The 21,997-nt window shown below is 61.6% G+C and carries 18 protein-coding genes and 1 pseudogene; 13 read left to right on the top strand and 6 right to left on the bottom strand.

Annotation, left to right across the window (positions count from 1 at the left end; all coding sequences use genetic code 11):
* Positions 1-97: 97 nt before the first annotated feature.
* On the bottom strand, positions 98-778 hold the full coding sequence (locus N2A98_RS16740) for a histidine phosphatase family protein (RefSeq protein WP_044269198.1): 681 nt from the start codon (positions 776-778) through the stop codon (positions 98-100).
* Positions 779-1,053: 275 nt separating this feature from the next.
* Here N2A98_RS16740 and N2A98_RS16735 point away from each other — a divergent pair, with 275 nt between their 5' ends.
* From N2A98_RS16735 to N2A98_RS16705, 7 genes and pseudogenes are all read left to right on the top strand, one after another.
* Positions 1,054-1,722 (top strand): ABC transporter ATP-binding protein, encoded by a 669-nt coding sequence (locus N2A98_RS16735; protein ID WP_275623617.1) that lies wholly within the window; start codon positions 1,054-1,056, stop codon positions 1,720-1,722.
* A gap of 1 nt (position 1,723) precedes the next feature.
* Positions 1,724-4,186: an ABC transporter permease gene (locus N2A98_RS16730; protein ID WP_078803421.1), complete on the top strand. Its 2,463-nt coding sequence runs from the start codon at positions 1,724-1,726 to the stop codon at positions 4,184-4,186.
* A complete protein-coding gene (locus tag N2A98_RS16725) occupies positions 4,176-5,240 on the top strand; it encodes a lipocalin-like domain-containing protein (protein ID WP_275622355.1) in 1,065 nt (354 codons plus the stop codon). The genes N2A98_RS16730 and N2A98_RS16725 overlap by 11 nt, the downstream gene beginning before the upstream one ends.
* Before the next feature lie 140 nt (positions 5,241-5,380).
* Positions 5,381-6,372: pseudogene (locus N2A98_RS16720) on the top strand (hypothetical protein).
* Positions 6,373-6,374: 2 nt separating this feature from the next.
* A complete protein-coding gene (locus N2A98_RS16715; protein ID WP_044269186.1) occupies positions 6,375-6,755 on the top strand; it encodes a hypothetical protein in 381 nt (126 codons plus the stop codon).
* 126 nt (positions 6,756-6,881) lie between these two features.
* A complete protein-coding gene (locus tag N2A98_RS16710; protein WP_044269184.1) occupies positions 6,882-7,238 on the top strand; it encodes a hypothetical protein in 357 nt (118 codons plus the stop codon).
* Positions 7,239-7,389: 151 nt separating this feature from the next.
* Positions 7,390-8,838 carry a hypothetical protein gene (locus N2A98_RS16705; RefSeq protein WP_275622354.1) on the top strand — a complete coding sequence of 483 codons (1,449 nt, stop codon included), beginning with the start codon at positions 7,390-7,392 and terminating at the stop codon, positions 8,836-8,838.
* A gap of 5 nt (positions 8,839-8,843) precedes the next feature.
* On the opposite strand, the gene N2A98_RS16700 is transcribed toward N2A98_RS16705, so the two are convergent.
* Complete coding sequence (locus N2A98_RS16700; protein WP_275622353.1) at positions 8,844-9,545, bottom strand: sterol desaturase family protein; 702 nt, start codon at positions 9,543-9,545, stop codon at positions 8,844-8,846.
* A 270-nt stretch (positions 9,546-9,815) separates the two neighbouring features.
* On the opposite strand from N2A98_RS16700, the gene N2A98_RS16695 reads away from it, so the two are divergent.
* From N2A98_RS16695 to N2A98_RS16670, 6 genes are all read left to right on the top strand, one after another.
* Positions 9,816-10,739, top strand: coding sequence for a substrate-binding domain-containing protein (locus tag N2A98_RS16695; RefSeq protein WP_032896420.1), 924 nt, complete (start codon positions 9,816-9,818; stop codon positions 10,737-10,739).
* Between the two features lie 63 nt (positions 10,740-10,802).
* Positions 10,803-12,311 (top strand): sugar ABC transporter ATP-binding protein, encoded by a 1,509-nt coding sequence (locus N2A98_RS16690; protein ID WP_153475841.1) that lies wholly within the window; start codon positions 10,803-10,805, stop codon positions 12,309-12,311.
* Positions 12,277-13,269: a ribose ABC transporter permease gene (locus tag N2A98_RS16685; RefSeq protein ID WP_044269175.1), complete on the top strand. Its 993-nt coding sequence runs from the start codon at positions 12,277-12,279 to the stop codon at positions 13,267-13,269. Before N2A98_RS16690 ends, N2A98_RS16685 begins: the two co-directional genes overlap by 35 nt.
* Positions 13,270-13,294: 25 nt before the next feature.
* Positions 13,295-14,374, top strand: a complete 1,080-nt coding sequence (locus N2A98_RS16680) for an erythritol/L-threitol dehydrogenase (protein WP_003192355.1) — start codon at positions 13,295-13,297, stop codon at positions 14,372-14,374.
* A 1-nt stretch (position 14,375) separates the two neighbouring features.
* On the top strand, positions 14,376-15,908 hold the full coding sequence (locus N2A98_RS16675) for an FGGY-family carbohydrate kinase (RefSeq protein WP_275622352.1): 1,533 nt from the start codon (positions 14,376-14,378) through the stop codon (positions 15,906-15,908).
* 139 nt (positions 15,909-16,047) lie between these two features.
* Positions 16,048-16,773, top strand: coding sequence for an SDR family oxidoreductase (locus tag N2A98_RS16670; RefSeq protein WP_125970362.1), 726 nt, complete (start codon positions 16,048-16,050; stop codon positions 16,771-16,773).
* On the opposite strand, the gene N2A98_RS16665 is transcribed toward N2A98_RS16670, so the two are convergent.
* The 4 genes from N2A98_RS16665 to N2A98_RS16650 form a co-directional block, all read right to left on the bottom strand.
* The gene (locus N2A98_RS16665; protein WP_044269167.1) at positions 16,770-17,774 is read right to left on the bottom strand and encodes a LacI family DNA-binding transcriptional regulator; all 1,005 of its coding nucleotides are present in this window, start codon (positions 17,772-17,774) and stop codon (positions 16,770-16,772) included. The two genes, N2A98_RS16670 and N2A98_RS16665, sit on opposite strands and share 4 nt — an antisense overlap.
* Before the next feature lie 58 nt (positions 17,775-17,832).
* Entirely contained in the window at positions 17,833-18,696 is an 864-nt protein-coding gene (locus N2A98_RS16660) for a LysR family transcriptional regulator (protein WP_275622351.1), read from the bottom strand.
* Between the two features lie 620 nt (positions 18,697-19,316).
* Positions 19,317-20,720, bottom strand: a complete 1,404-nt coding sequence (locus N2A98_RS16655; protein ID WP_275622350.1) for an amidase — start codon at positions 20,718-20,720, stop codon at positions 19,317-19,319.
* Positions 20,717-21,985, bottom strand: coding sequence for a Zn-dependent hydrolase (locus N2A98_RS16650; protein ID WP_275622349.1), 1,269 nt, complete (start codon positions 21,983-21,985; stop codon positions 20,717-20,719). The genes N2A98_RS16655 and N2A98_RS16650 overlap by 4 nt, the downstream gene beginning before the upstream one ends.
* Between the last annotated feature and the right edge of the window lie 12 nt (positions 21,986-21,997).

The raw sequence follows: 21,997 nt of genomic DNA, 5'->3' as shown, positions 1-21,997 counted from the left end.
TTGTAGGAAAACATAACTAACAGGCGCGACTAAACATGCCAGAACAGGGCTGTCGTTTTGCTGAACACGTTGTGGCTTAATATGTAAACAAGTGTAATTAAAGTTGTTTGAGTGCGGCGGTCCACTCTTCGCTGTTCATGGTGCCCATGGCCTTGAAGGTGCCGTTGGGCAGCACCTTGACGAACAGTGCGCTGCCGTACTCGGCGGCGGCCGCATGGGGGAAGCCCAGGCTGGTCTGGAAGTCGCTCATGCAGGCGCTGTGGGTGATCAGCATCAGGTTGCGTCCCGGCTGTTTGTGGCCGAGGATTTCATCGCCCATGGCGTCGCCGCAGATGGCCAGCGGGCCGGGGGACAGCTCGGTCTTGCCGAACATGAACAGTGACGTCTGGGCGGTTCGCGTGGTGGGGCTGCTGAGCACGTCGGTCAGGGCCATGCCCAGTGAATCAAAGGCTTTGCCCAGTTCGACGGCGCGGTCAGTGCCGTTGATGGTCAGGCCATCGGCAGGGCCGAAGCAGGGGTTGGCCGAGCGGTCGCAGCGCTCTTCATGGCGCACCAACACAACCAGTTCACCCTCGCGCCAGCTGGCGAGCACCCCGGAGGTCAGCAGGCGATTGCCCACGCCCAGGTCCAGCGGCGAGCTGGGCCACATTAAAAAGCCCGCCAACAGCAAGGCGGTAACGCTGATGCCAAGCAGGTGCAGGCGGTATTTTCTCAGGCGTTTTAACCTAGACCTTTTAGGTTGGCGGTTGGCCAGGATCATGTCTGCCACGCGGTTCACCCTCGGCACTGTTTATTGTGTTTATAAAACGGCTGCATGATGGGGCCGTTGCCCTTAGTGAGGCAGGAGACTGTCACAGCACTGCTGTCTTTTTGCTGAACACGTGCATGTTAAGAGTGTCACTTGGGTTAACTAAGAAAGTTGTGGGTTACCACGAGTTGGCGGGCACTTTAAAGTGTGGTGGATGGGCAGGCGGTGAAATCCGTGTGAAAAATTTGCGTGGGCAGGAGCATCAGCCGTTATTCTCATTGCGGGTCCTTCAGATGAGCGTTCTTATGTTGCAGGTGCAAGGTGTTGTAAAAAACTACGCGACCCCGCAAGGCCCGCTGGCCGTCCTGGCTGGCGTCGACCTGGACCTGGGCGAGCGCAGCAGCCTGGCGCTGATGGGTGAATCGGGCAGCGGCAAAAGCACCTTGCTGCATCTGGTGGCCGGGCTGGACCGGGTGGACGGCGGCAGCATCCGCATCGGCGAGCAGCGCCTCGACCAACTCAACGAAGGTCAACTGGCCCATTGGCGCCGTACGCAAATCGGCTTGGTCTTCCAACAGTTCAACCTGATCGGCAGCTTGCGCGTGGAAGACAACCTGGCGTTCCAGGCGCGGCTGGCGGGGCGTTTCGACCCGCACTGGCAAGCGCAATTGGTGGAGCGCCTGGGGCTGGGCGACTTGCTGCGGCGTTACCCCGAACAACTCTCCGGTGGCCAGCAGCAACGGGTTGCCGTGGGGCGGGCGCTGGCCTCGCGACCGGGTTTGTTACTGGCCGATGAGCCCACCGGCAACCTCGACGAAGCCACCAGCGATGAAGTGCTGCAACTGCTGTTGGACCTGCTGCGAGACAGCCCCACCAGCCTGCTGATGGTCACCCACAGCCCACGCCTGGCCGCACGGCTTGACCGGCAGGTGGTGCTACACCATGGGCGTGTCGTGCCGATGGACGCTCGCTGAGATGGCGCTGTTTTACTGGACGCTGCGCGCATTGCTCAGCCACTGGCGGCGTCACCCGGTGCAGTTTTTCAGCGTGCTCACCGGCCTGTGGCTGGCCACCGCGCTCCTCACCGGCGTGCAGGCCCTCAACAGCCAGGCGCGGGACAGCTACGCACGCGCCAGCCAATTGATCGGTGGCGAACCCCAAGCCAGCCTGGTTGCGCCGGACGCCGCCAGTTTCCCTCAGGCACTGTTTGCCGAGCTGCGCCGCGCCGGCTGGCCGGTCTCCCCGGTGGTGCAGGGCCGGGTTGAGCTTCAAGGCCACGAGCAGCAGCGCCTGCAATTGATGGGCATTGACCCGGTGTCGTTGCCCGGCAGTGGCAGCGTGGCGGGGCAACGCTTGAGCCAGGCGCAGATGCTGGCGTTTTTCGAGCCGCCGGGGCGTACCTGGGTCGCTGCGCAAACGTTAGAGACGCTGGGGTTGCAGGCGGGCGAGCAGCCGCTGACGTCCACCGGGCAACGCCTGCCACCGTTGCAGGTACAGGCCGATATGGCCCCCGGCCTGCTGTTGACCGATATCAGTTTTGCCCAACCCCTGCTCAACATGCCCGGGCGCCTGTCGCGCTTACTGGTGGACAACACCTTCGCCGCCCGCCACCCCACGCCACCCGCCGCGTTGCAACTCAAGCAGGGCGAGGACAGCAACCTGTCACGCCTGACCGAAAGCTTTCACCTGAACCTGGATGCGGTGGGGTTTTTATCCTTTGTGGTGGGGCTGTTTATCGTGCATGCGGCCATCGGCCTGGCCCTGGAACAGCGCCGTGGCCTGCTGCGAACCTTGCGCGCCTGTGGAGTCAGCGCACGCATGTTGATCCTGAGCCTGGGTATTGAATTGGGGTGTTTGGCGCTGTTGAGCGGTGTGCTCGGTATCGCCAGCGGTTACTTGCTGGCCAGCCTGTTACTGCCGGATGTCGCCGCCAGTTTGCGCGGCCTGTACGGCGCCGAAGTCGCCGGCCAATTGAATTTGAGCCCCTGGTGGTGGCTGGCCGGCCTGGGCGTGAGCCTGCTGGGCGCGTTGCTCGCCGGGGCCAGCAGCCTGTGGCGCGCGGCGCGTTTGCCGTTACTGGCACTGGCCAACGCCCAGGCCTGGCATCAAGCCCATGGGCGCTGGCTACGGCGCCAGGGCTGGGTGGCATCCGCCGCCTTGCTGATCGCGTTGCTGGCACTGTGGCTGGGCGATAGCCTGGCCGCCGGGTTTGTGCTGATGGCGGCCTTGCTGTTGGGCGCGGCGTTGGCGTTACCGGTGCTGCTCAACGGGTTATTGAAAGCGGTGCTGGGGCGCAGTCGCTCGGTGCTGGGCCAGTGGTTCCTGGCCGATTGCCGCCAACAACTGCCGGCCTTGAGCCTGGCGCTGATGGCGTTGCTGTTGGCCCTGGCGGCGAATATCGGTGCCGGTTCCATGACCTCGGGCTTTCGCCAGACCTTCACCCATTGGCTGGAGCAACGCCTCACCGCCGAGCTGTACCTCAACCCGCAAAATCCCCAGCAGGCCGAGCAACTCAATGCATGGTTGACCCGCCAGCCCTTGGTGCAGGCCGTATTGCCCGCCTGGCAGGTGTCGGTGCAACTGCAAGGCTGGCCCGCGGAGGTGTTCGGCGTGGTCGACAACCCCACTTATCGTCAACACTGGCCGCTGCTGGAGGCGGCGGACGCGCCCTGGGACCGCTTGCTGCAAGACGACAGCCTGATGCTCAGCGAACAACTGGCGCGACGCCTGAAGGTGCAACTGGGCGATACGGTTTCCATCCCCACCCCACAGGGCAGCTGGGCGCCGAAGATCGTCGGCATCTACGCCGACTACGGCAACCCCAAGGGCCACCTGCTGGTCAATGCCCAGCACCTGTTGGCGCATTGGCCGACGCTCTCACCGGCACGCTTCAACCTGCGGGTGGCCCCCGCCGACGTGCCGCCGCTGATCCGTGAAGTGCAGCGTGAGTTCGCCCTGGAAGACAGCCGCATCGTCGATCAACAGCAACTCAAGGGCTGGTCCAGCCAGGTCTTCGAACGCACCTTCGCCGCCACTGCGGCGTTGAACAGCCTGACCCTTGGCGTCGCTGGGGTGGCGTTGTTCATCAGCCTGCTGACCCAGAGCCAAAGCCGCCTCGGCCAGCTCGCGCCGTTGTGGGCGCTGGGCGTGACGCGCCGACAATTGATGCTGCTCAACCTCGGCCAGACCTGGCTGCTGGCGGTACTCACGTTGATCCTGGCGTTGCCGCTGGGGCTGTTGCTGGCGTGGTGCCTGGATGCGGTGATCAACGTGCAGGCCTTCGGCTGGCGCCTGCCGCTGCAGGTCTTCCCCGGCCAGCTTGCGCAATTACTGGGGCTGGCGATGCTCGCGACCTTGCTCGCGTCGGCCTGGCCGTTATGGCAGTTGTACCGCAGCCGCCCGGCGGATTTGTTGAGGACGTTCGCCCATGAAGATTAAGGCAGTGGCGTGCATCGCCTGGTTACTGTTGAGCGGGTGCGACCAGGCGCCCGCACCCGAGGACAGTTTCGCCGGGCTGGGCAGCGATGCGGCGGACTTTGCCCAGGTGGTGCCCGGCAAAGTCTTCAGCTTTCCCGAGGACCACGGGCCCCATGACGGCTTTCGTATCGAATGGTGGTACGTCACCGCCAACCTCAAGGATGCCCAAGGCAATGTCTTCGGCGTGCAATGGACGCTGTTTCGCAACGCATTGAAGGCCGGCTCCGTCCAACCGGGCTGGCGCGATTCAACCGTGTGGCTCGGCCACGCCGCCGTCACCTCGGCCACCCGGCACTACGCCGCCGAACGCCTGGCTCGGGGTGGCGTCGGCCAGGCTGGGGCTCAGGCGGAGCCATTCAACGCCTGGATCGACGACTGGACCTTCGCCACCTACCCCGGCGCCGCCAGCCCCCTGGCCGACATGCAACTCAAGGCCAGCGGCGCGCAATTTGCCTACGACCTGCACCTCACCTCCAGCCGTCCATTGGTGCTGCAAGGCGATGGCGGCTACAGCCGCAAATCCGACCAGGGCCAGGCGTCGTACTACTACAGCCAACCGTTTTTCACCGCCAGCGGCAGCGTCAGCCTCGACGGCCACACCTACCAGGTCAGCGGCCCAGCCTGGCTCGACCGCGAATGGAGCAGCCAACCCCTGGCCGCCAGCCAGACCGGCTGGGACTGGTTCTCCCTGCACCTGGACCGCGGCGCGCAACTGATGCTGTTTCGCGTGCGTGAGAAAGACAGCGACGGTTACCTCACCGGCACCTGGATCGACGCCCAGGGCCACACCGAGACCTTGCACAACAGCGATATCCAACTCACACCGCTGACCACCACGACCATCGACGGGCGCAACATTCCCACACGCTGGTCGCTGAAAATTCCCGGTAAACAGCTGGATATCACCACCGAAGCCGTCAACCCCAAGGCATGGATGGACCTGGGTATTCCGTACTGGGAAGGGCCAGTGCGGTTTGAGGGTGGGGTGGGGTATTTGGAGATGACGGGGTATTAGGGGCGCTTTCTGTAGCCGTTCATCTTTTGCTGTGTAGGCAACTTCCCAAACGTACTTTTTGACCCCCGCCTGCTTGTGTTCGGGTTGTAGGTGCTTGCTTATATTTCGATGCCATCTCTCTCGGTATCGGAACCCAGGACATGGCGTACGGCTACATCAATCAACAGGCTACACCCTACTCATTTTTGAAATCACAGCTATGGCACGCAGGCTTGTTGCCGGGCCCAGATCATTTTGATGTGCTGAATAAACACCTGCGCCAAGGAATGGTGAGGCGGGGTGAGTTGGTGATCGTTCCAGAGATGTCCAGTGCCTATTGCTCAATCGAAGAGGCCTGGTTGATGCGCCACGCTGAAGAGATTAGTCGCCAACTGGACCAGAACGTGCCGCTCGATAGAGCAGGAAACACAAATTACGATTTGGCGCAGAGCATTCTGGGGTATGGCTCGATAGGCATCGGCAGTGCGACGTCGGCTTGGAGCCGGCACCTGCAGGCGGTTGCACAGACTTTGATGGAAATCGAGCAACTGCATCGCCAATTGAAGGACGGTGGTTTGGACAAAGAGTCGTTTATACGACAGCGTCAAAGGATGTTTGGCGTTTTGGATATGCAACTGCAAGGGCTGCACGATTTGGCTCGGGGTTGCGTGGCAATCAACCGCTGAAGGGAGCGCTCGGGATCTCGACCAAAAGCTATCTACATCAAGGCGAAATTGTGGGGTATGCGCAGCGAGTTCAAACGATTACGCAGATGTCGAAATGGTTAAAGCAAGGAACATATCTGGGGTTGGCGTTGGATGTAGGCGTGGCGGGTTTGGAAATCAAGGAGGCGTGTGTGGTGGGAAGGGAGGCGCAGTGTCGACGGGCGAAGTATGTGGAGACGGGGAAGTTGCTGGGTGGAGTATTTGGGGCCGCTGTTTTGGGCAAGCGTGGCGCAACTATTGCTCGCAGTGCCTGCCGGATTGCATTGAGTGTTTCACTGAAAGGCAACGGTGAACTGGCTTGTGGAATTATCGGAGGGGCTGTGGGCGGGGTGACGGGAGGCGCTTTTTTTGGTGAGCTTGGTGGGTTTTTGGGGGGAAGAATATTGGAAGTCGACGGCGATCTGATATTCCAACCCGAGGGAACATAACGATGTCCCTTTTTCTTGTATATAGCATTGTGATGGTCGCTTGGGTGTTTGTGGTGTTCGTACTGATAGTGTTTGCTGAATACGCAAAGCTGGATGAATTGGAAAGTTACTTCAGTGAGAACGAGAAGGTTCTTAGGCATAAGCGTTTCAGGGAAGGATATGATCCGATCGATAGATATCATCGCATGGGCCTGATGATCGACATCCTGTCAGGGCCGAAAGCTTTTCTGAAGGCAGGCCTTGTGACCGAAGCCGAGCTGGCGTCTGTCCCCTTGACGCTTAAGCGCTGGGCCTTGTGGCCGTATCGCCTCGCGGATGTTTGTATCATCGAAATCATTGTGTGGGAGGTTTGGCGCAGGTGGTGCGATATCCCGATTCCATAGAACTAGGCCTCACTCGCGAAAACACCTCTTGAATTGGCAATTGGTAGACGTGTGCGAACCTGCAGGCGGTCATTACGGGGCGCTATAGATCAAGAGTGATTCGATTTTCCCACCTGGGGCATGACAATGTCGTTTTTTCTCGCTTACACCCTGGTGATGGTGGTTGGAGCGTTCGTCATTTTGGGATTAATGCTCTTTGTCGAACGAACAAAACTCGAGGCGTTGGAAGGTTACTTCATTGAAAACGTGCAGGTGCGTAAATATCAGCAACGCTGGGGACGAAACCAGCGGTTCGTCAGGTTTCATCGCATGTGTCTCATGATTGATATCCTCCGCGCGCCAGAACGCTCCGTCAAAGAAGGTTACATGACCGAGGCAGAGTTAGCCGTCATTCCGCCAGCGCTCAAGCGTTGGGCTGTATGGCCCTATCGGCTCGCGATGATTTGGGCGATCAGTTGGGGCTATTGGTGTACCTGGCTTTAGAGGTGCTCTCGCTTCCTGAACCTGAACTTCAGGGCTCACATTATTTAAAAAATACTGTACATACATACAGTCATGTCCTACAGTCCATCCCAGGTGACCGGATGTCACCGGTTACCTGAGCTTCAATTTTTTAACTATGGATGGATAAAAAATGAAATCGAAAAAAGCCTTCATTCTGGGCGCGGCCATGGCGGCCTCTTGCTTCGTTTCGGCCTTTGCCCTGGCCGAGCAAAACCCGGCAAAACTCAGCGCGCAGGCGGTCAAGCAGGCCGTGGACAAAGCATTGAAACCTGGCGGCACGCTGGAAAAGGCCAGCGTCTCGGGCGAGCTCAAGCAAAAGCTCAATGCTGCCAAGGCCGGGCAGTCCAACGTCGTCAAAAAAAGCAAGGCGGCCGTCGGTAATGTGGCGATTGACTCCCCGGTTGGCCAGCTGGAAAAACCTGACTCGGCGCACATGAAACAGGCCGCGGTTGCAGCCTTCACGCCGTTGTTTCCCACCCTGGATATCAATACCCTTTACACCCTCACCGGTGTGGAGACCGGCGCGCAAATCGCTTACCACTTCAACCTGCCGAAAAACGCGCGAATCCAGGTACAGCTGCTGAACCAGAGTGCCGGCACGGATATGTCGTTGACGCTGTTCCATGACGACGGCCAAGGCAACCTGACGCCATTGGGCACCTCGGATAACCCCGGCAGTGCCGATGAATACCTCAACGGCGTGTTGCCGGCCGGTGACTACTACTGGTTCATGGTGGCCAATGCCGCGAGCAACTCGCAGTTCAGTTTTGGTGTGGCGGTGGACAGCAATGTGGATGCCTACGAGCCTAACGACACCGAGCAAACCGCGTTCGCGCTGCCGGATGCCTTGAACCAGGTGACCGGTAACCTCGACAGCGTCAATGATGTGGATTACTTCTCCTTCGTCTCGTTGCGTGGCCAAGGTGTGGGCATGTTCCTGGGCGATGACGGTGCTGGCACGCGTAACCAGTGGATCTTCGAACGGTTCGATGGCACCCAGTGGGTGGAAGTCCCGCAGGGCTCCACCTCCACCTATCCCAACCTGACGCCAGGCTACACGGTCAAGGTGCGTGTACGGGCCAACCCCGCGGTGGCATTGAACCCTCAGGCTCAATACAAGCTGACCCTCGGCTCAGCGCCACGCCTGAACCAGCACAATGTGAACGGCGATAACGTGGTGCGCATCCCCAGCTCGATCTTCCAACTGACCACCCAGGTGGCCCGCAATCTGAGCTGGAGCACCCAGTGGTCAGACAGCACGGGCGAACCCCTGCGCGGCGTCACTCCTGTGCTGCGGGTCGACAAGCATTTTGGCGGCACTTACAACTGGGTCGACTATGAGGCCAAGACCGGCATCACCGGTGCAGCCTCGGGGAATGTCGCGCTGGGCACCTGCTCTGGCGACTACAAAGTGCGGTACCCGGACAGCGCCTCGGGCCAGACCTACAACTGGGAAACCTGGTTCAACGAGGGCGGCTGGCGCATCGAGCTCAGGGAGTTCCCTAATGTGGGCGTGGGTGGCAATGACGTCCAATACGTCAGCCTCGGCCACATCTGCAGCCAGACCATCGTGCGCTGATTGATCTATGTGTGTGAAGCGGGGGGCAGTCCAGTTGGACTGCCCCTTTTTTTTTCCGTGGGTTCCCAATGCAAAGTGCCAAACAGATAGTCCATCAACGGCAGCACGATGTTGAAATTACGCCCCTGCATCAGCTCACGACGGTGGTGCAAGGCGTGCAGGCGGTGCATCTGGCGAATCCAAGGCAGGCGCGCCACGGGGTGTTCTGCAGGCAGGTGTTCGCAGGCGTGGAACACTTCGTAGAGCAGGTAACCGAGGATCATGCACCCGGCAAACAACCCGGCAACGTTGGCGCTCAGTTGGCTGAGCAGCCACCAGGCGGGGAGGGTGATGGCCAGGCTGTGCAGCACGATCAGCCAGGCTGGAAACAGGATGACACGCCAGTCCCGGGGGCTGTCGTAGGTCATGTGATCAGGAGTGAAAAAACTGTGGTGATCGCCAGTGTGGCGTGCGTAGAACAGCCGGGCGAAGCTGTGTTTGTGATGGCCCAGGTGGCGGTGCACGAGGTAGATGCACAGGTTGAAGAACAGCAGCGTCAGGGGCACGGTCAGCCACTGCAGGACGGTGATATCAGCCGTGGACGACCAGGCCAGCGTGATGCAGAAGATGCCGTAGCCAAGCACGAATGCGGCGTGCAGCCAGGGGTTGTAATGCGGGTTGACGCTTGCGCGATAACGGGCGCGGAAAGTCTCGGTTGGGTGGGGCATGGCCGGCTGCTCGCTGTGTTTTTATTTGAGGCTGAGCGTAGTTGCCATCCTCTGTAGGAGCGAGCTTGCTCGCGAAAAATATCAACGATAACGCGGGCTTCCTGAATAAACGCGGCGCCTGTGAGTTTTTCGCGAGCAAGCTCGCTCCTACGTTTTTGCCCGAGACCGACCAGTGGAGGCTTGCACAGGTCTGAATTACTTGTTAGTTTCTGACAAAATGTTAACGATAACATTTGCTCTAAAAATAAAAACAAAACAGAGACCCACGCCATGAAAATGCTCCCAAAAACCCTGTGTTTACTGGCTGCCAGCATCACCCTGGGCAGCGCGAGCCCCGCGTTTGCCGACGCTGCCAAGCCCATCCGCATCGGCGCCTCGTTCCAGGAAATCAACAACCCCTATTTCGTCACCATGAAAAACGCCCTGGAAGAAGCCGGCGCCACCATCGGTGCCAAGCTGATCATCACCGACGCCCGCCACGACGTGTCCAAGCAGGTCAGTGATGTCGAAGACATGCTGCAAAAGGGCATCGACATCCTGCTGATCAACCCTACTGATTCGGTCGGCGTGCAATCGGCCGTCAAGTCGGCCCATGCTGCCGGCGTCGTAGTGGTGGCGGTGGATGCCCAGGCAGATGGCCCGCTGGATTCGTTCGTCGGCTCGAAGAACTTCGACGCCGGCTTCCAGGCCTGTGAGTACCTGGCTAAAACCATCGGTGACAAAGGCAATATCGCCATCCTCGACGGCATCGCCGTGGTGCCGATCCTCGAACGTGTACGTGGCTGCAAAGAGGCGGTGGCCAAGCACCCGGATATCAAGATTGTCAGCATCCAGAACGGCAAGCAGGAGCGTGACCAGGCCCTGACTGTCACCGAAAACATGTTGCAGGCCCAGCCCACCCTCAAGGGCATTTTCAGCGTGAATGACAATGGCTCTCTCGGCGCACTCTCGGCCATCGAAGCCAGCGGGATGGACGTGAAGCTGGTCAGCGTCGACGGCGCGCCGGAAGCGATCAAGGCGATCCAGAAACCCGGCAGCCATTTCATCGCCACCTCGGCTCAATATCCCCGTGACCAGATCCGCCTCGCCCTGGGCATTGCCCTGGCCAAGAAGTGGGGCGCCCAAGTACCGGCCAGCGTGCCGGTGGACATCACCTTGATCGATCAGGCCAAGGCCAAGGACTTCAGCTGGTAAATCCCCCAGGCCTCACGCAATGCGTGGGGCCCAGGTCTTCCTTCTGAGTGCGAGGTCGGCGGTATGAGCAGTCTTCTGAAGCTGGAAAACATCTGTAAGCGTTACCCGGGGGTACAGGCCCTCAAGGCCATCAACCTGCAAGTGGAGCGCGGCGAAATCCACGCGTTGCTCGGGGAAAATGGCGCGGGCAAATCCACCCTGATGAAGATTTTGGGCGGTGTCGAACATCAGGACGAAGGGCAGATTCTTATCGACGGGCAGGCCCGGAAATTTGCGACCTATCGGGATGCGATTGCCGCCGGGATTGGCATCGTGTTCCAGGAATTCAGCCTGATTCCCTACCTCACGGCGGTAGAAAATATCTTCCTCGGCCATGAGCTGAGCAACCGCTTCGGCCTGTTGCGCAAGCGCGAAATGGCCGAAGCCGCGCAGGCGTTGTTCGAGCGCCTCGGGGTCAGTATCGATCTGCACTGCGCGGTCAAGCACCTGAGCGTGGCCGAGCAGCAGTTTGTCGAAATCGCCAAGGCCCTGGCCCTGGATGCACGCCTGCTGGTGCTCGATGAGCCGACCGCGACGCTGACACCCAGTGAAGCCGAGTTGCTGTTCGAGATCATGCGCGAACTCAAGCGCCAGGGCGTGGCGGTGATTTTTATCTCGCATCACCTGGAAGAGATTTTCCAAGTCTGCGACCGCATCAGTGTGCTGCGCGACGGCGGCAACGCAGGCGTTACCGATGTGGCCGACAGCGATATTGATCACCTGGTCGAGATGATGGTTGGCCGCCGCCTGGAATGCAGTTTTCCACCTAAGCCCAGCAGCGAACCCGGCCCCTTGCTGTTAGAGGTCAAGGACATCCAGTTGGTGCGCAATGGCCCCCGCAACCGTTTCAATTTGCACAAAGGCGAGATCCTCGGCTTCGCCGGCCTGGTGGGTTCGGGCCGCACCGAGCTGGCCCTGGGCATGATGGGCGCGCTGCCCACGGTGAGCAAAGACGTGTGGCTGCGCGGGGAAAAAGTCAGCCTCGATGACCCGGCCCAAGCCCTTGCCCACGGCATTGGCCTGCTGCCGGAAAGCCGTAAGAGCGAAGGGCTGATCACCGCCTTCAGCATTCGCGAAAATATCTCGCTGAACAATTTGCCCAAATATCAGAACGCCTCGGGCCTGATCGACAAGGCCAAGGAATGCGCCAGTGTCGACGCGCTGATGGGCCAGCTGTCGATCAAGGCGCCCAGCGGCGAAAGCCTTGTGGTGAACCTCAGCGGCGGCAACCAGCAAAAAGTCGTGATCGCCCGCTGGATCAACCACCACTGCGACGTGCTGGTGTTCGACGAACCCACACGCGGCATCGACGTCGGTGCCAAGGCGCAGATCTACGCGTTGATGCGCAGCCTTACCGAACAAGGCTACGCGATCATCATGATTTCCTCCGAGCTGCCCGAAGTCATCGGCATGTGCGACCGCGTCGCCGTGTTCCACAAGGGCGCGATCGTCAAGGTACTGGAAGCGTCCGCCGTCAATCCTCAAGAGGTCATGCGCCATGCAACAGGGGGCTCAAGTGAATACGTCCATTAACACCGCCAACACCGGCCGGTGGCGCCTGAACCTGGCGCGGCTGCTGCGTTCGCCCGCGTTTTATCCCTTTGTCGGGCTGGTGGTGGTGACCCTGGTGATGATCCTCGCCAGCGACACCTTCCTCACCGCCAGCAACCTCTCCAACATCGCTCGCCAGGTGTCGATCAACGCAATCATCGCGGTGGGCATGACCTGCGTGATTCTCACCGGCGGGATCGACTTGTCGGTGGGGCCGGTGATGGCGTTGTCCGGCACCTTGACCGCCGGGCTGATGGTCGCCGGGTTGCCGCCGGGCCTGGCGATTGGCGTCGGGCTGCTGGTGGGCGTGGCCTTCGGCATCGGCAACGGGCTGTTCGTGGCGTACCTGCACATGCCGCCGATCATCGTCACCCTGGCGACCATGGGCATCGCCCGTGGGTTCGGGCTGATGTACACCGACGGCTACCCGATTTCCGGGTTGCCGGAGTGGTTCGCGTTCTTCGGTCGCGCCAGTGTGTTTGGCCTGCAGGTGCCGATCCTGATCATGCTGATCACTTACCTGGCGGCCTATGTGCTGCTGCAGCACACCCGTATCGGCCGTTACATCTACGCCATCGGCGGCAATGAAGAAGCGGTGCGCTTGTCCGGGGTGCGTGCGGCGCGCTTCAAGTTGCTGGTGTACGGCATCAGCGGCTTTACCGCCGCGATTGCCGGGCTGGTGCTTACCTCGCGCCTGATGAGCGGCCAGCCGAATGCCGGCGTGTCGTTCGAGCTGGATGCGATTGCCGCCGTGGTACTGGGTGGCGCGTCGATTGCCGGCGGGCGCGGGGTGATCATCGGCACCTTGCTCGGCGCCATGCTGCTGGGCGTGTTGAACAACGGTTTGAACATGCTTGGCGTGTCGCCCTACGTCCAGAGCGTGATCAAGGGCGGGATCATCTTGCTGGCGATTTTTATCAGCCGTCAGCGCCATCGTTAATACCTCACCACACAGGACCGAACACATGGACAAGCACACTCATATGCAAGCCGTCGTCTGCCACGGCCCGAAAGACTACCGCCTGGAGCGCATCGGCAAACCCCAGGCGCGTGCCAATGAACTGGTGATCCGTATCGCCGCCTGCGGCATCTGCGCCAGTGACTGCAAGTGCCACTCGGGCGCGGCGATGTTCTGGGGCGGCGACAACCCCTGGGTCAAGGCACCCGTGGTACCGGGCCATGAATTTTTCGGCTACGTGGTCGAAGCCGGCGAGGGCGCCGAGGAGCACTTTGAGGTCAAGGTGGGTGACAAGGTCATCGCCGAACAGATCGTGCCGTGTGGTAAGTGCCGCTTCTGCAAATCGGGCAAGTACTGGATGTGCGAAGTGCACAACATCTTCGGCTTCCAGCGCGAAGTGGCCGAAGGCGGCATGGCCCAGTACATGCGCATTCCCAAGACCGCCATCGTGCACAAGATTCCCGAGTCGGTGTCCCTGGAAGACTCGGCGCTGGTGGAGCCAATGGCCTGCTCGATCCACACCGTCAACCGTGGCGATATCCAGCTCGACGACGTGGTGGTGATTGCCGGCGCGGGTACCCTGGGCCTGTGCATGGTCCAGGTCGCTGCGCTGAAGACCCCGAAGAAGTTGGTGGTGATCGACATGGTCGATGAACGCCTGGAGCTGGCGAAAAAGTTCGGCGCCGATGTGGTGATCAACCCGGCCCGTGACAACGCTCGCGAGATCATCAACGGCCTCACGGAGAATTACGGCTGCGACGTCTATATCGAAACCACTGGCGTACCGGCCGGCGTCACCCAGGGCCTGGACCTGATCCGCAAGCTCGGGCGCTTTGTCGAGTTCAGCGTGTTTGGTGCCGAGACCAGCGTGGACTGGTCGATCATCGGTGACCGCAAGGAGCTGGACGTACGCGGCGCGCACCTGGGGCCGTATTGCTACCCGATCGCCATCGACCTGTTTGAGCGCGGCCTGGTCACCTCCCAAGGCATCGTCACCCATGACTTCCCGCTGGACGACTGGGCCGAGGCGTTTGAACTGGCCAATTCGACCAAGTCGATCAAGGTGCTGTTGAAGCCGGTGCTCTGAGATGGACTACGTCATCGGTGTAGACATTGGCACCCAGAGCACCAAAGCGCTGCTGGTGGATGCCCAGGGCACGATCATCGCCCAACACAGCCACGGCTATCGGGTAGACACCCCGAAAGTGCGCTGGGCCGAGCAGTGGCCGCAGGTGTGGCTGGATGCCGTCCAAACCTGCGTGGCCCAGTGCATGGCCAAGGCCGGGGTGCCGGCGCGGCAGGTCAAGGCGCTGTGCATCAGCAGTTTGTACGGTGGTTCGGGCATTGCCGTGGATGCACAGATGACGCCGCTGCACCCGTGCCTGATCTGGATGGACCGCCGCGCCGGCGAGCAGGTGGCCTGGGTACGCGAACAGGTGGACCTGGAGCGCTTGTTCGCCATCACCGGCAACTCGGTGGACAGCTACTACGGCTTCACCAAGATGCTCTGGCTCAAGCAGCACCAGCCCCAGGTGTGGGCGAATACCCGTTACCTGTTGCCACCCAACAGCTACATCAACTGGTGCCTGACCGGCGAGTTGGCGGTGGACCACAGCAGTGCCGGGAATATCGGCGGTGTCTATAACGTGGCGGCGCGCAACTGGTCAGGCGAGATGCTGGATGCGCTGGGTATCGAGCAGTCGATGATGCCCGAGCGGTTGCTGTATTCCGGCGAGGTGGTGGGTGGTTTGCTTGCAGACTGGGCCGCACGCCTGGGCTTGCAGGCGGGCACGCCGATCCTCGCTGGGGGCGTGGACGCGGCCATGGCGACCCTGGCGGCGGGTGTCACCCAGCCGGGCAATCATGTGGCGATGATCGGCACCAGCATGTGCTGGGGCTACCTGAACCAGCAGGTGGATGCACACCACGGTTTGGTGAGCATGCCCCATGTCTACAACGGCCACCGCGACCTGTACATCTTCGGCGGTGCGATCACCGCCGGAGCCTCGGTGAGCTGGTTTCGCGAGCAGTTCTGCCAGGCTGAAGAACAGCAGGCCAAGGCCACGGGACAAGACAGCCTGGCGCTGCTGGAGCAGAGCGCGATGAAGATTCCGGCCGGTAGCGAAGGCGTGGTGTTTTTGCCTTACCTGATGGGCGAACGCAGCCCGGTGTGGGATGACCGCGCCAGCGGCAGTTTTGTCGGGCTCAACCTGTACCACAGCCGCTTTCACCTGTACCGCGCGGTGCTGGAGGGCGTGAGTTTTGCCCTGCGCCACAATATCGAAGCGGGCACCCAGGGCGCGCATTCCCTGGACCCACGCCTGATCGTGGTGGGTGGAGCGAGCCATTCGGACCTGTGGATGCAGATCATCGCCGATGTCACACGCTACCCGGTGTACACCATCGTGCAGGAGGTAGAAGCGGCCCTGGGCGCAGCGTTGTTGGCGGCGCATACGGTGGGGCTGGTGAGTGATGGGCAGATGGACACCGGCTGGGTGCAGTTGCAATTGCGAGCACAGCCCAAGCGGGAGAATGTCATGACCTATGACCGGGCGTTTGCCGAGTACCTGAAGCTGTACCCGGCCCTGAAACCGGTCATGCACAACCTGCAATCCACCTGATTCAACACGATCCAGAAATGTGGGAGCTGGCTTGCCTGCGATAGCGCAGTGTCAGTCCCCTTAAGGGGGGCTGATACACCGCTATCGCAGGCAAGCCAGCTCCCACAGTGGATCTTCATTGGTTTTGAGATCTTTATTTATGATCACCACCTTCGACTTCTCTCACCAGCGCATCCTCGTCACCGGTGCCAGCAGCGGCATCGGTCGCGAAATTGCCCAGCAACTGATCGCCAGCGGCGCCCAAGTCTTCGCCCTTGGTCGCGATGCCCAGGCGTTGGCGGCATTGGGGTGCCGCACCTTGTGCGTGGATATCGCTGACAGCATCGCCCTCGATAAAACCCTGCAAGATTTGCCGCCCCTGCACGGCCTGGTCAATTGCGCCGGGATTTCACGCCTGGAGCCCGCCGCCGCCATCAGCGCCGATGCCTTCGATCAGGTGATGAGCGTCAACGCCCGCGCCGCTGCGCAAGTGGCCAGCCGGGTCGCGGCGAAGATGATCGAGGCGGACATTGCCGGCAGTATCGTCAACGTCTCCAGCCAGGCGTCGTTGGTGGCGCTGGACGATCACCTGAGCTACTGCGCCTCCAAGGCTGCACTGGATGCGATCACCCGTGTGCAATGCGCCGAGTGGGGCCGTTTTGGCATTCGTGTCAACAGCGTCAACCCCACCGTGACCTTGACGCCAATGGCGGCCATGGCCTGGTCCGACCCGGCCAGGCGCGACCCGGCACTGGCCGCGATTCCGTTGGGGCGTTTTGCGCAACCGGCAGAGGTGGCGCTGCCGGTGCTGTTCCTGCTCAGTGACGCGGCGAGCATGATCAGTGGCGTCAGCCTGCCGGTAGACGGTGGCTACACCAGCCGCTAGCCGTTCTCCAACTGCCCGGCGATGACCACTTTGTCCCGTGGCTTGAAGGGGTCTTGCAGGCGGTCGAGCAGCAGGCGTACTGCGCTGCTGCCGGCCAGGGACGCGTCGTGGGCCACGCAGGCGATGGGTACGCCAAAGATATCGGCGAAGGGCAGGCGGTCGATGCCGCAGATGGTCAGGCTGTCATGGGCGATGTTGTGCATGCGCAAGGCGCGCAGGGCCCCCAGGGTAATCAACTGGTTGAAACCCATGATCGCGTCCGGCGCCGAGTGTGCGGCCAGGTAGTCGAGGGTATGCAGGTAAGCCGGCATCAGTGTGTAGTCGCCCGCTTGCACCTCGACCTGAATGTCGGGGTGCGCGGCCAGCACTTCACGCAGGCCTTTGAGGCGCTCCACGCTGATGCGCGAATGTTCGGGGCCGGTCAGCACCAGCAGGCGCTTGAGGTTGGGCGTTTGGCGTAACAGGTAGTGCGCGGCTTGCAAGCCGCTGTGGTAGTTGTCGAGCACCACACGGCTGAACGGGCTGTCGTGGATCGTGCGATCGAGCAGCACCACCGGGGTTTTGCCATTGCTCAGGCGCTCCAGGTAGTCGGGTTGGTAGCTTGGTTCATCGGAGACCGGCGACAGGATGATCCCCGCCACGCGATACCCCAGCAGGGTATCCACTGCCTTGCTTTCCAATTCCTCCAGCTCATCGGTGTCCACCAGCATGATGGTGTAGCCGTGCTGTTTGGCCTCGCGGGAAATCGCCTTGATCATCTCGCTGTAGAACGGGTTGTCCACCGAAGCGGTGATGACCCCGATGATCAGGCTTTCACTGCGCTTGAGCCCACGGGCAAAGGCGTTGGGCACGTAGTCCAGCTCGCGGGCCACTTCAAGAATGCGTGCCAGGGTGGCGGGTTTGACCAGGTCGGGTTTGCTCAAGGCCCGGGACACCGTAATGGTGGTCATGCCGACGCGTTTGGCAATGTCGCTGATGGTGACGGACTTTTTCTTGTTCATCGGTAAGGCTGCGAGGGGGAACACCAGCAGGCTAGCATGTGCGCAGGCGTAGAGTGATTCAAATCAGCGGGTCCCAGCGTTGCGACCAGTCGCCTTCGGCTTTCACCACTGTGCGTAGCAGCTCCAAAGCCTGTTGCAACACCGCCGAATCCCGCGCCCGCGAATACACCAGGTAGGTCGGGAAGCTGAATTCCGGCGCCTTGGGCACGCGCTGCATCACGCCGCTGTCCAGGTAGCTCTGCACCACCCGTGTGCGGAAGTAGCCAGCACCGCCATTCTCCAATATGTACTGCAATGCCAGCGGCCCCAGGTTGAAACTCACCGCAGCACGCGCACGGTCGGGCAGGGCGGCGTCGTGCTGCTGGCGAAAACCCTGGCCCCAGTCGATATACACGTAAGGCTCGGGTTTGCTCGCCAGTTGCACCAGAATCAGTTTTTCTTCCAGCACCTGCTCCACCTGCAAGCCCGGCCAGTATTGCGGCTGGAACACCAGGGCGGCGTCGAGCACGCCCAACTCCAGTTGGCGCAGCAGGTACTCGCCTTCACGCACTTCGGTGCGCAGCGCGTGGCCTGGTATGTGCTCGCGCAGCGCCTTGGCCCAGCCGAGCATCAATGGGTTGCACAGGCTGACTGCACCGCCGATATGCAGCACGTTGCGATAGCCGTCTGGCAATGGCAGGTCGCGGCGCGCCGCTTCCCAGGTTTGCAGCAATTGGTTGGCGTACACCACGAACGCCTCGCCGTCGGCGGTCAGCCGCGCACCGGCACGGTTGCGCACGAACAGTGTACTACCCAACTGGCTTTCCAGGTTCTTCACACGAGCGGTGATGGCGGTCTGGGTGACGTGCAGTTTCTCGGCCGCTGCGGCCAGGCTGCCGCAGCGGGTGATTTCGAGGAAGGTGCGTGCCAGTTCGATGTCCATAAGCGCCCCGGGTGATGAATGGGGGACAGTGTAAAGGAATGCGGTCAAACCTGTGGGAGCTGGCTTGCCTGCGATGGCGTCCTCACAGCCGATACCTATCTACCTGACACCTCGCGATCCAACTGTGGGAGCGGGCTTGCTCGCGAAGGCGGCCTTCTGGTCGACCATTTCGTTGGGTTGGAATGAGTACATATCCATTGCTGCGGTAACGGCCACTTAGGGTTCCGCCCTGACGGCGGCTCACTTTTGAACAGCGCAAAAGTAAGCAAAACGCTCTTGCCCCACCACTCGGCACCTCGCATAGGCTCGGTGTGCCCGTAATCCGCCAGTGATTTGGGGGGCCGCCGCCACGCGCCATCCATGGCGCGGGGCGGCTAAACCGGCATCCCTGCCGGTTTACCCCCCAAATCCCTGTCGAATTCCGGCCAGCGTGGTTTGACGGGGCGCTTGAGATCAAGATCAAAAGCAGATCAAGAGCGGCTCGCTTCGCATCGTGGTTACCGTTGGCTGCTACAACCTACAAAATTGTGTAGACGCTGCGACGGCGGTGTTTCAGAGGCCAATGTGCTGACTGAGCCTGCGCTATCGCAGGCAAGCCAGCTCCCACAGTTGTGGGTATATCAGGTCGGGCTTCTCGGTGTGTGCAAGTGTTCTGTGGGGAATGCCTTTGCATACGCGTGACACACCCTTAACACCTGCTCATCGGCAAACCGCGCGCCCACCACGTGCAAGCCCACCGGTAGGCCATTCGCTGCCAACCCGCACGGCACTGACGCCGCCGGTTGTTGGGTGAGGTTGAAGGGGTAGGTGAACGGCGTCCATTGCATCCACTCAGTCATCCCTGAGCCCGGCGGTACGTTGTACCCGGCTTCGAATGCGGTGATCGGCATCATCGGCGACACCAGCACATCGTAATGCTCATGGAACGCGGCCATCCGTGCCACCAGCGCCGCTCGGGCTTCCAGGGCCGTGTTGAAATCATTCAGGCTCAAGCGTTCGCCCCGCTGTGCAATACGCAGCAACCCGGGGTCGAGCTGTTGCTTTTGCGCCTCGCTCATTGTGCCGGTCAGGCGTGCTGCGCCGGCAGCCCATAGGGTGCTGAACACCTCCAGCGGGTCGCTGAAGCCAGGGTCGATTTGTTCGACATGGGCGCCCAGTTGCACCAGGCCCTGCACCGCCTGATCCACCACCTGGGCGACCTGCGGATCGACCTTCGCATAGCCGAACGTGGGGCTGTAGGCGACACGCAATCCCTTCAAGTCCGCTCCAGGAACGAGCCAGGGCGTGGTTCGCGGCGCGCCGATCAGGCCGTCCCGCGCATCTGGCTGGGCCACGGCTTGCAGCATCAGCACGCTGTCTTCCACGGTGCGCGTCATCGGCCCCAGGTGCGACAGGATCGTCATGGAACTGGCCGGCCATTGCGGCACATAGCCGAAGGTCGGCTTGATCCCGAAGGTGCCGGTAAACGCACAGGGAATGCGGATCGAACCGCCGGCGTCGCTGCCCTGGTGCAGCACGCCCAAGTTCAACGCCGCTGCCGCACCGGCACCTCCGGAGGAACCACCGGCGGTAGTGCGCGTGTCCCACGGGTTGCGGGTGATGCCGTACAGCGGGTTGTCGGTCACGCCTTTCCAGCCGAATTCCGGGGTGGTGGTCTTGCCCAGCAGCACCGCGCCGGCCTTGCGCATGAAGGCCGAGAAGGGCGCGTCCACGTCCCATGGGCCCTCGGCGGATGAGGTGCGTGAGCCTTTGCGCGTGGGCATGCCGACCGTCAGCGTCAGGTCTTTGATCGACGCCGGCACGCCATCCAGCGCACCGCAAGGTTCGCCCTTGAGCCAGCGTTGTTCCGACGCCCGCGCAGCGTCGAGAGCGCCTTGCGGGTCGACATGGCAGTAGGCATTCACCACCGGGTTATAGCGCTCGATGCGTAGCAGCGCATCTTCAGTGACCTCTACGGGGGACACGCTTTTGTCGCGAAAATGCTGCAATAGCTGCACCGCTGTCAGTTGGCCAATCTCACTCATGCCAGATCCCCCTGGGCCGCATTCACCATGGCGCGCAGCAACACCGCGCAACCCGCCGCCAGGTCATCCGGCGCGGCGTTTTCGATTTCGTTATGGCTGATACCGCCTTCGCACGGCACAAAGATCATCCCGGCCGGGCCCAGTTCAGCGACGAAAATCGCGTCATGCCCGGCGCCGCTGACGATGTCCATATGGCTCAAGCCCAATGCCTGGGCAGCCTCGCGCACGGCATTGACGCAGGTCGGGTGAAAGTCCAGCGGCGGGAAGTCGGCGGTGGGCGTCAGTTCAAACGTCAAGCCGTGGCGGGCGGCCGAGTCTTCGATCACTGCGTGCACTTCATCGACCATGGCTTGCAGCTTGTCGGCGTGCAGGTGGCGCAGGTCGATGGTCATGTTTACTTGGCCGGGGATCACGTTGCGCGAGCCAGGGTGCAGGTTCAGGCAGCCAACGGTGCCGCAGGCGTGAGGCTGATGCTGATGGGCGATTCGGTTGACCGCACTGACCACCTCGGCAGCGCCCACCAGGGCGTCCTTGCGCAGGTGCATGGGCGTAGGGCCTGCATGCGCCTCTACGCCAGTGAGGGTCAGGTCGAACCACTTCTGGCCCAGGCAGCCCATCACCACGCCCAGGGTAATCGCCCGGTCCTCCAACACCGGGCCTTGCTCGATATGCGCTTCGAAATACGCCCCCACTGGGTGGCCCAGCACCGCACGGGCACCGGCATAGCCGATGCGCTGCAATTCGCTGCCTACCGACAGGCCCTGGTCGTCGCACTTGTCGAGGGTGTCCTGCAAGTCGAACTTCCCGGCAAATACCCCGGAGCCCATCATGCACGGCGGGAAGCGTGAGCCTTCTTCGTTGGTCCACACCACCACTTCGATCGGTGCCTGGGTTTCGATCTGCAGGTCATTCAGTGTACGGATCACTTCCAGCCCGGCCATCACCCCGTAGCAGCCGTCGAACTTGCCGCCGGTGGGCTGGGTGTCGATATGGCTGCCGGTCATCACCGGGGGCAGGGCAGGGTTGCGGCCAGGGCGCCGCGCGAAAATATTGCCGATGGCATCCACACTGACGCTGCACCCGGCGGCTTCGCACCACTGCACAAACAGGTCGCGGGCCTGGCGGTCCAGGTCGGTGAGGGCCAGGCGACACACGCCGCCCTTGGCCGTGGCGCCGAGCTGGGCCAGGTCCATCAGCGACTGCCACAAGCGGTCGCGGTTGATCAGTGGGGCATTGCTCTGGAGCGGTTGCGCAAGACTGTTCATCAGGAATCTCCA

The organism is Pseudomonas sp. FJ2-5-13 (assembly GCF_029201605.1).
In the GTDB taxonomy this organism is placed as follows: domain Bacteria; phylum Pseudomonadota; class Gammaproteobacteria; order Pseudomonadales; family Pseudomonadaceae; genus Aquipseudomonas; species Aquipseudomonas lactis.
The sequence above is the reverse complement of the archived record's forward strand: the minus strand, read 5'-3'. Positions and strand labels throughout refer to the sequence as shown.

Bases quoted from the DNA above. Each gene is read 5' to 3' on its own strand.
- N2A98_RS16670 (WP_125970362.1), top strand. From the start codon at position 16,048: ATGATCACCACCTTCGACTTCTCTCACCAGCGCATCCTCGTCACCGGT.
- N2A98_RS16710 (WP_044269184.1), top strand. From the start codon at position 6,882: ATGTCGTTTTTTCTCGCTTACACCCTGGTGATGGTGGTTGGAGCGTTC.
- N2A98_RS16705 (WP_275622354.1), top strand. From the start codon at position 7,390: ATGAAATCGAAAAAAGCCTTCATTCTGGGCGCGGCCATGGCGGCCTCT.
- N2A98_RS16725 (WP_275622355.1), top strand. From the start codon at position 4,176: ATGAAGATTAAGGCAGTGGCGTGCATCGCCTGGTTACTGTTGAGCGGG.
- N2A98_RS16650 (WP_275622349.1), bottom strand. From the start codon at position 21,985: ATGAACAGTCTTGCGCAACCGCTCCAGAGCAATGCCCCACTGATCAAC.
- N2A98_RS16660 (WP_275622351.1), bottom strand. From the start codon at position 18,696: ATGGACATCGAACTGGCACGCACCTTCCTCGAAATCACCCGCTGCGGC.
- N2A98_RS16680 (WP_003192355.1), top strand. From the start codon at position 13,295: ATGGACAAGCACACTCATATGCAAGCCGTCGTCTGCCACGGCCCGAAA.
- N2A98_RS16715 (WP_044269186.1), top strand. From the start codon at position 6,375: ATGTCCCTTTTTCTTGTATATAGCATTGTGATGGTCGCTTGGGTGTTT.
- N2A98_RS16700 (WP_275622353.1), bottom strand. From the start codon at position 9,545: ATGCCCCACCCAACCGAGACTTTCCGCGCCCGTTATCGCGCAAGCGTC.
- N2A98_RS16675 (WP_275622352.1), top strand. From the start codon at position 14,376: ATGGACTACGTCATCGGTGTAGACATTGGCACCCAGAGCACCAAAGCG.
- N2A98_RS16735 (WP_275623617.1), top strand. From the start codon at position 1,054: ATGTTGCAGGTGCAAGGTGTTGTAAAAAACTACGCGACCCCGCAAGGC.
- N2A98_RS16690 (WP_153475841.1), top strand. From the start codon at position 10,803: ATGAGCAGTCTTCTGAAGCTGGAAAACATCTGTAAGCGTTACCCGGGG.
- N2A98_RS16730 (WP_078803421.1), top strand. From the start codon at position 1,724: ATGGCGCTGTTTTACTGGACGCTGCGCGCATTGCTCAGCCACTGGCGG.
- N2A98_RS16695 (WP_032896420.1), top strand. From the start codon at position 9,816: ATGAAAATGCTCCCAAAAACCCTGTGTTTACTGGCTGCCAGCATCACC.
- N2A98_RS16655 (WP_275622350.1), bottom strand. From the start codon at position 20,720: ATGAGTGAGATTGGCCAACTGACAGCGGTGCAGCTATTGCAGCATTTT.
- N2A98_RS16665 (WP_044269167.1), bottom strand. From the start codon at position 17,774: ATGAACAAGAAAAAGTCCGTCACCATCAGCGACATTGCCAAACGCGTC.
- N2A98_RS16685 (WP_044269175.1), top strand. From the start codon at position 12,277: ATGCAACAGGGGGCTCAAGTGAATACGTCCATTAACACCGCCAACACC.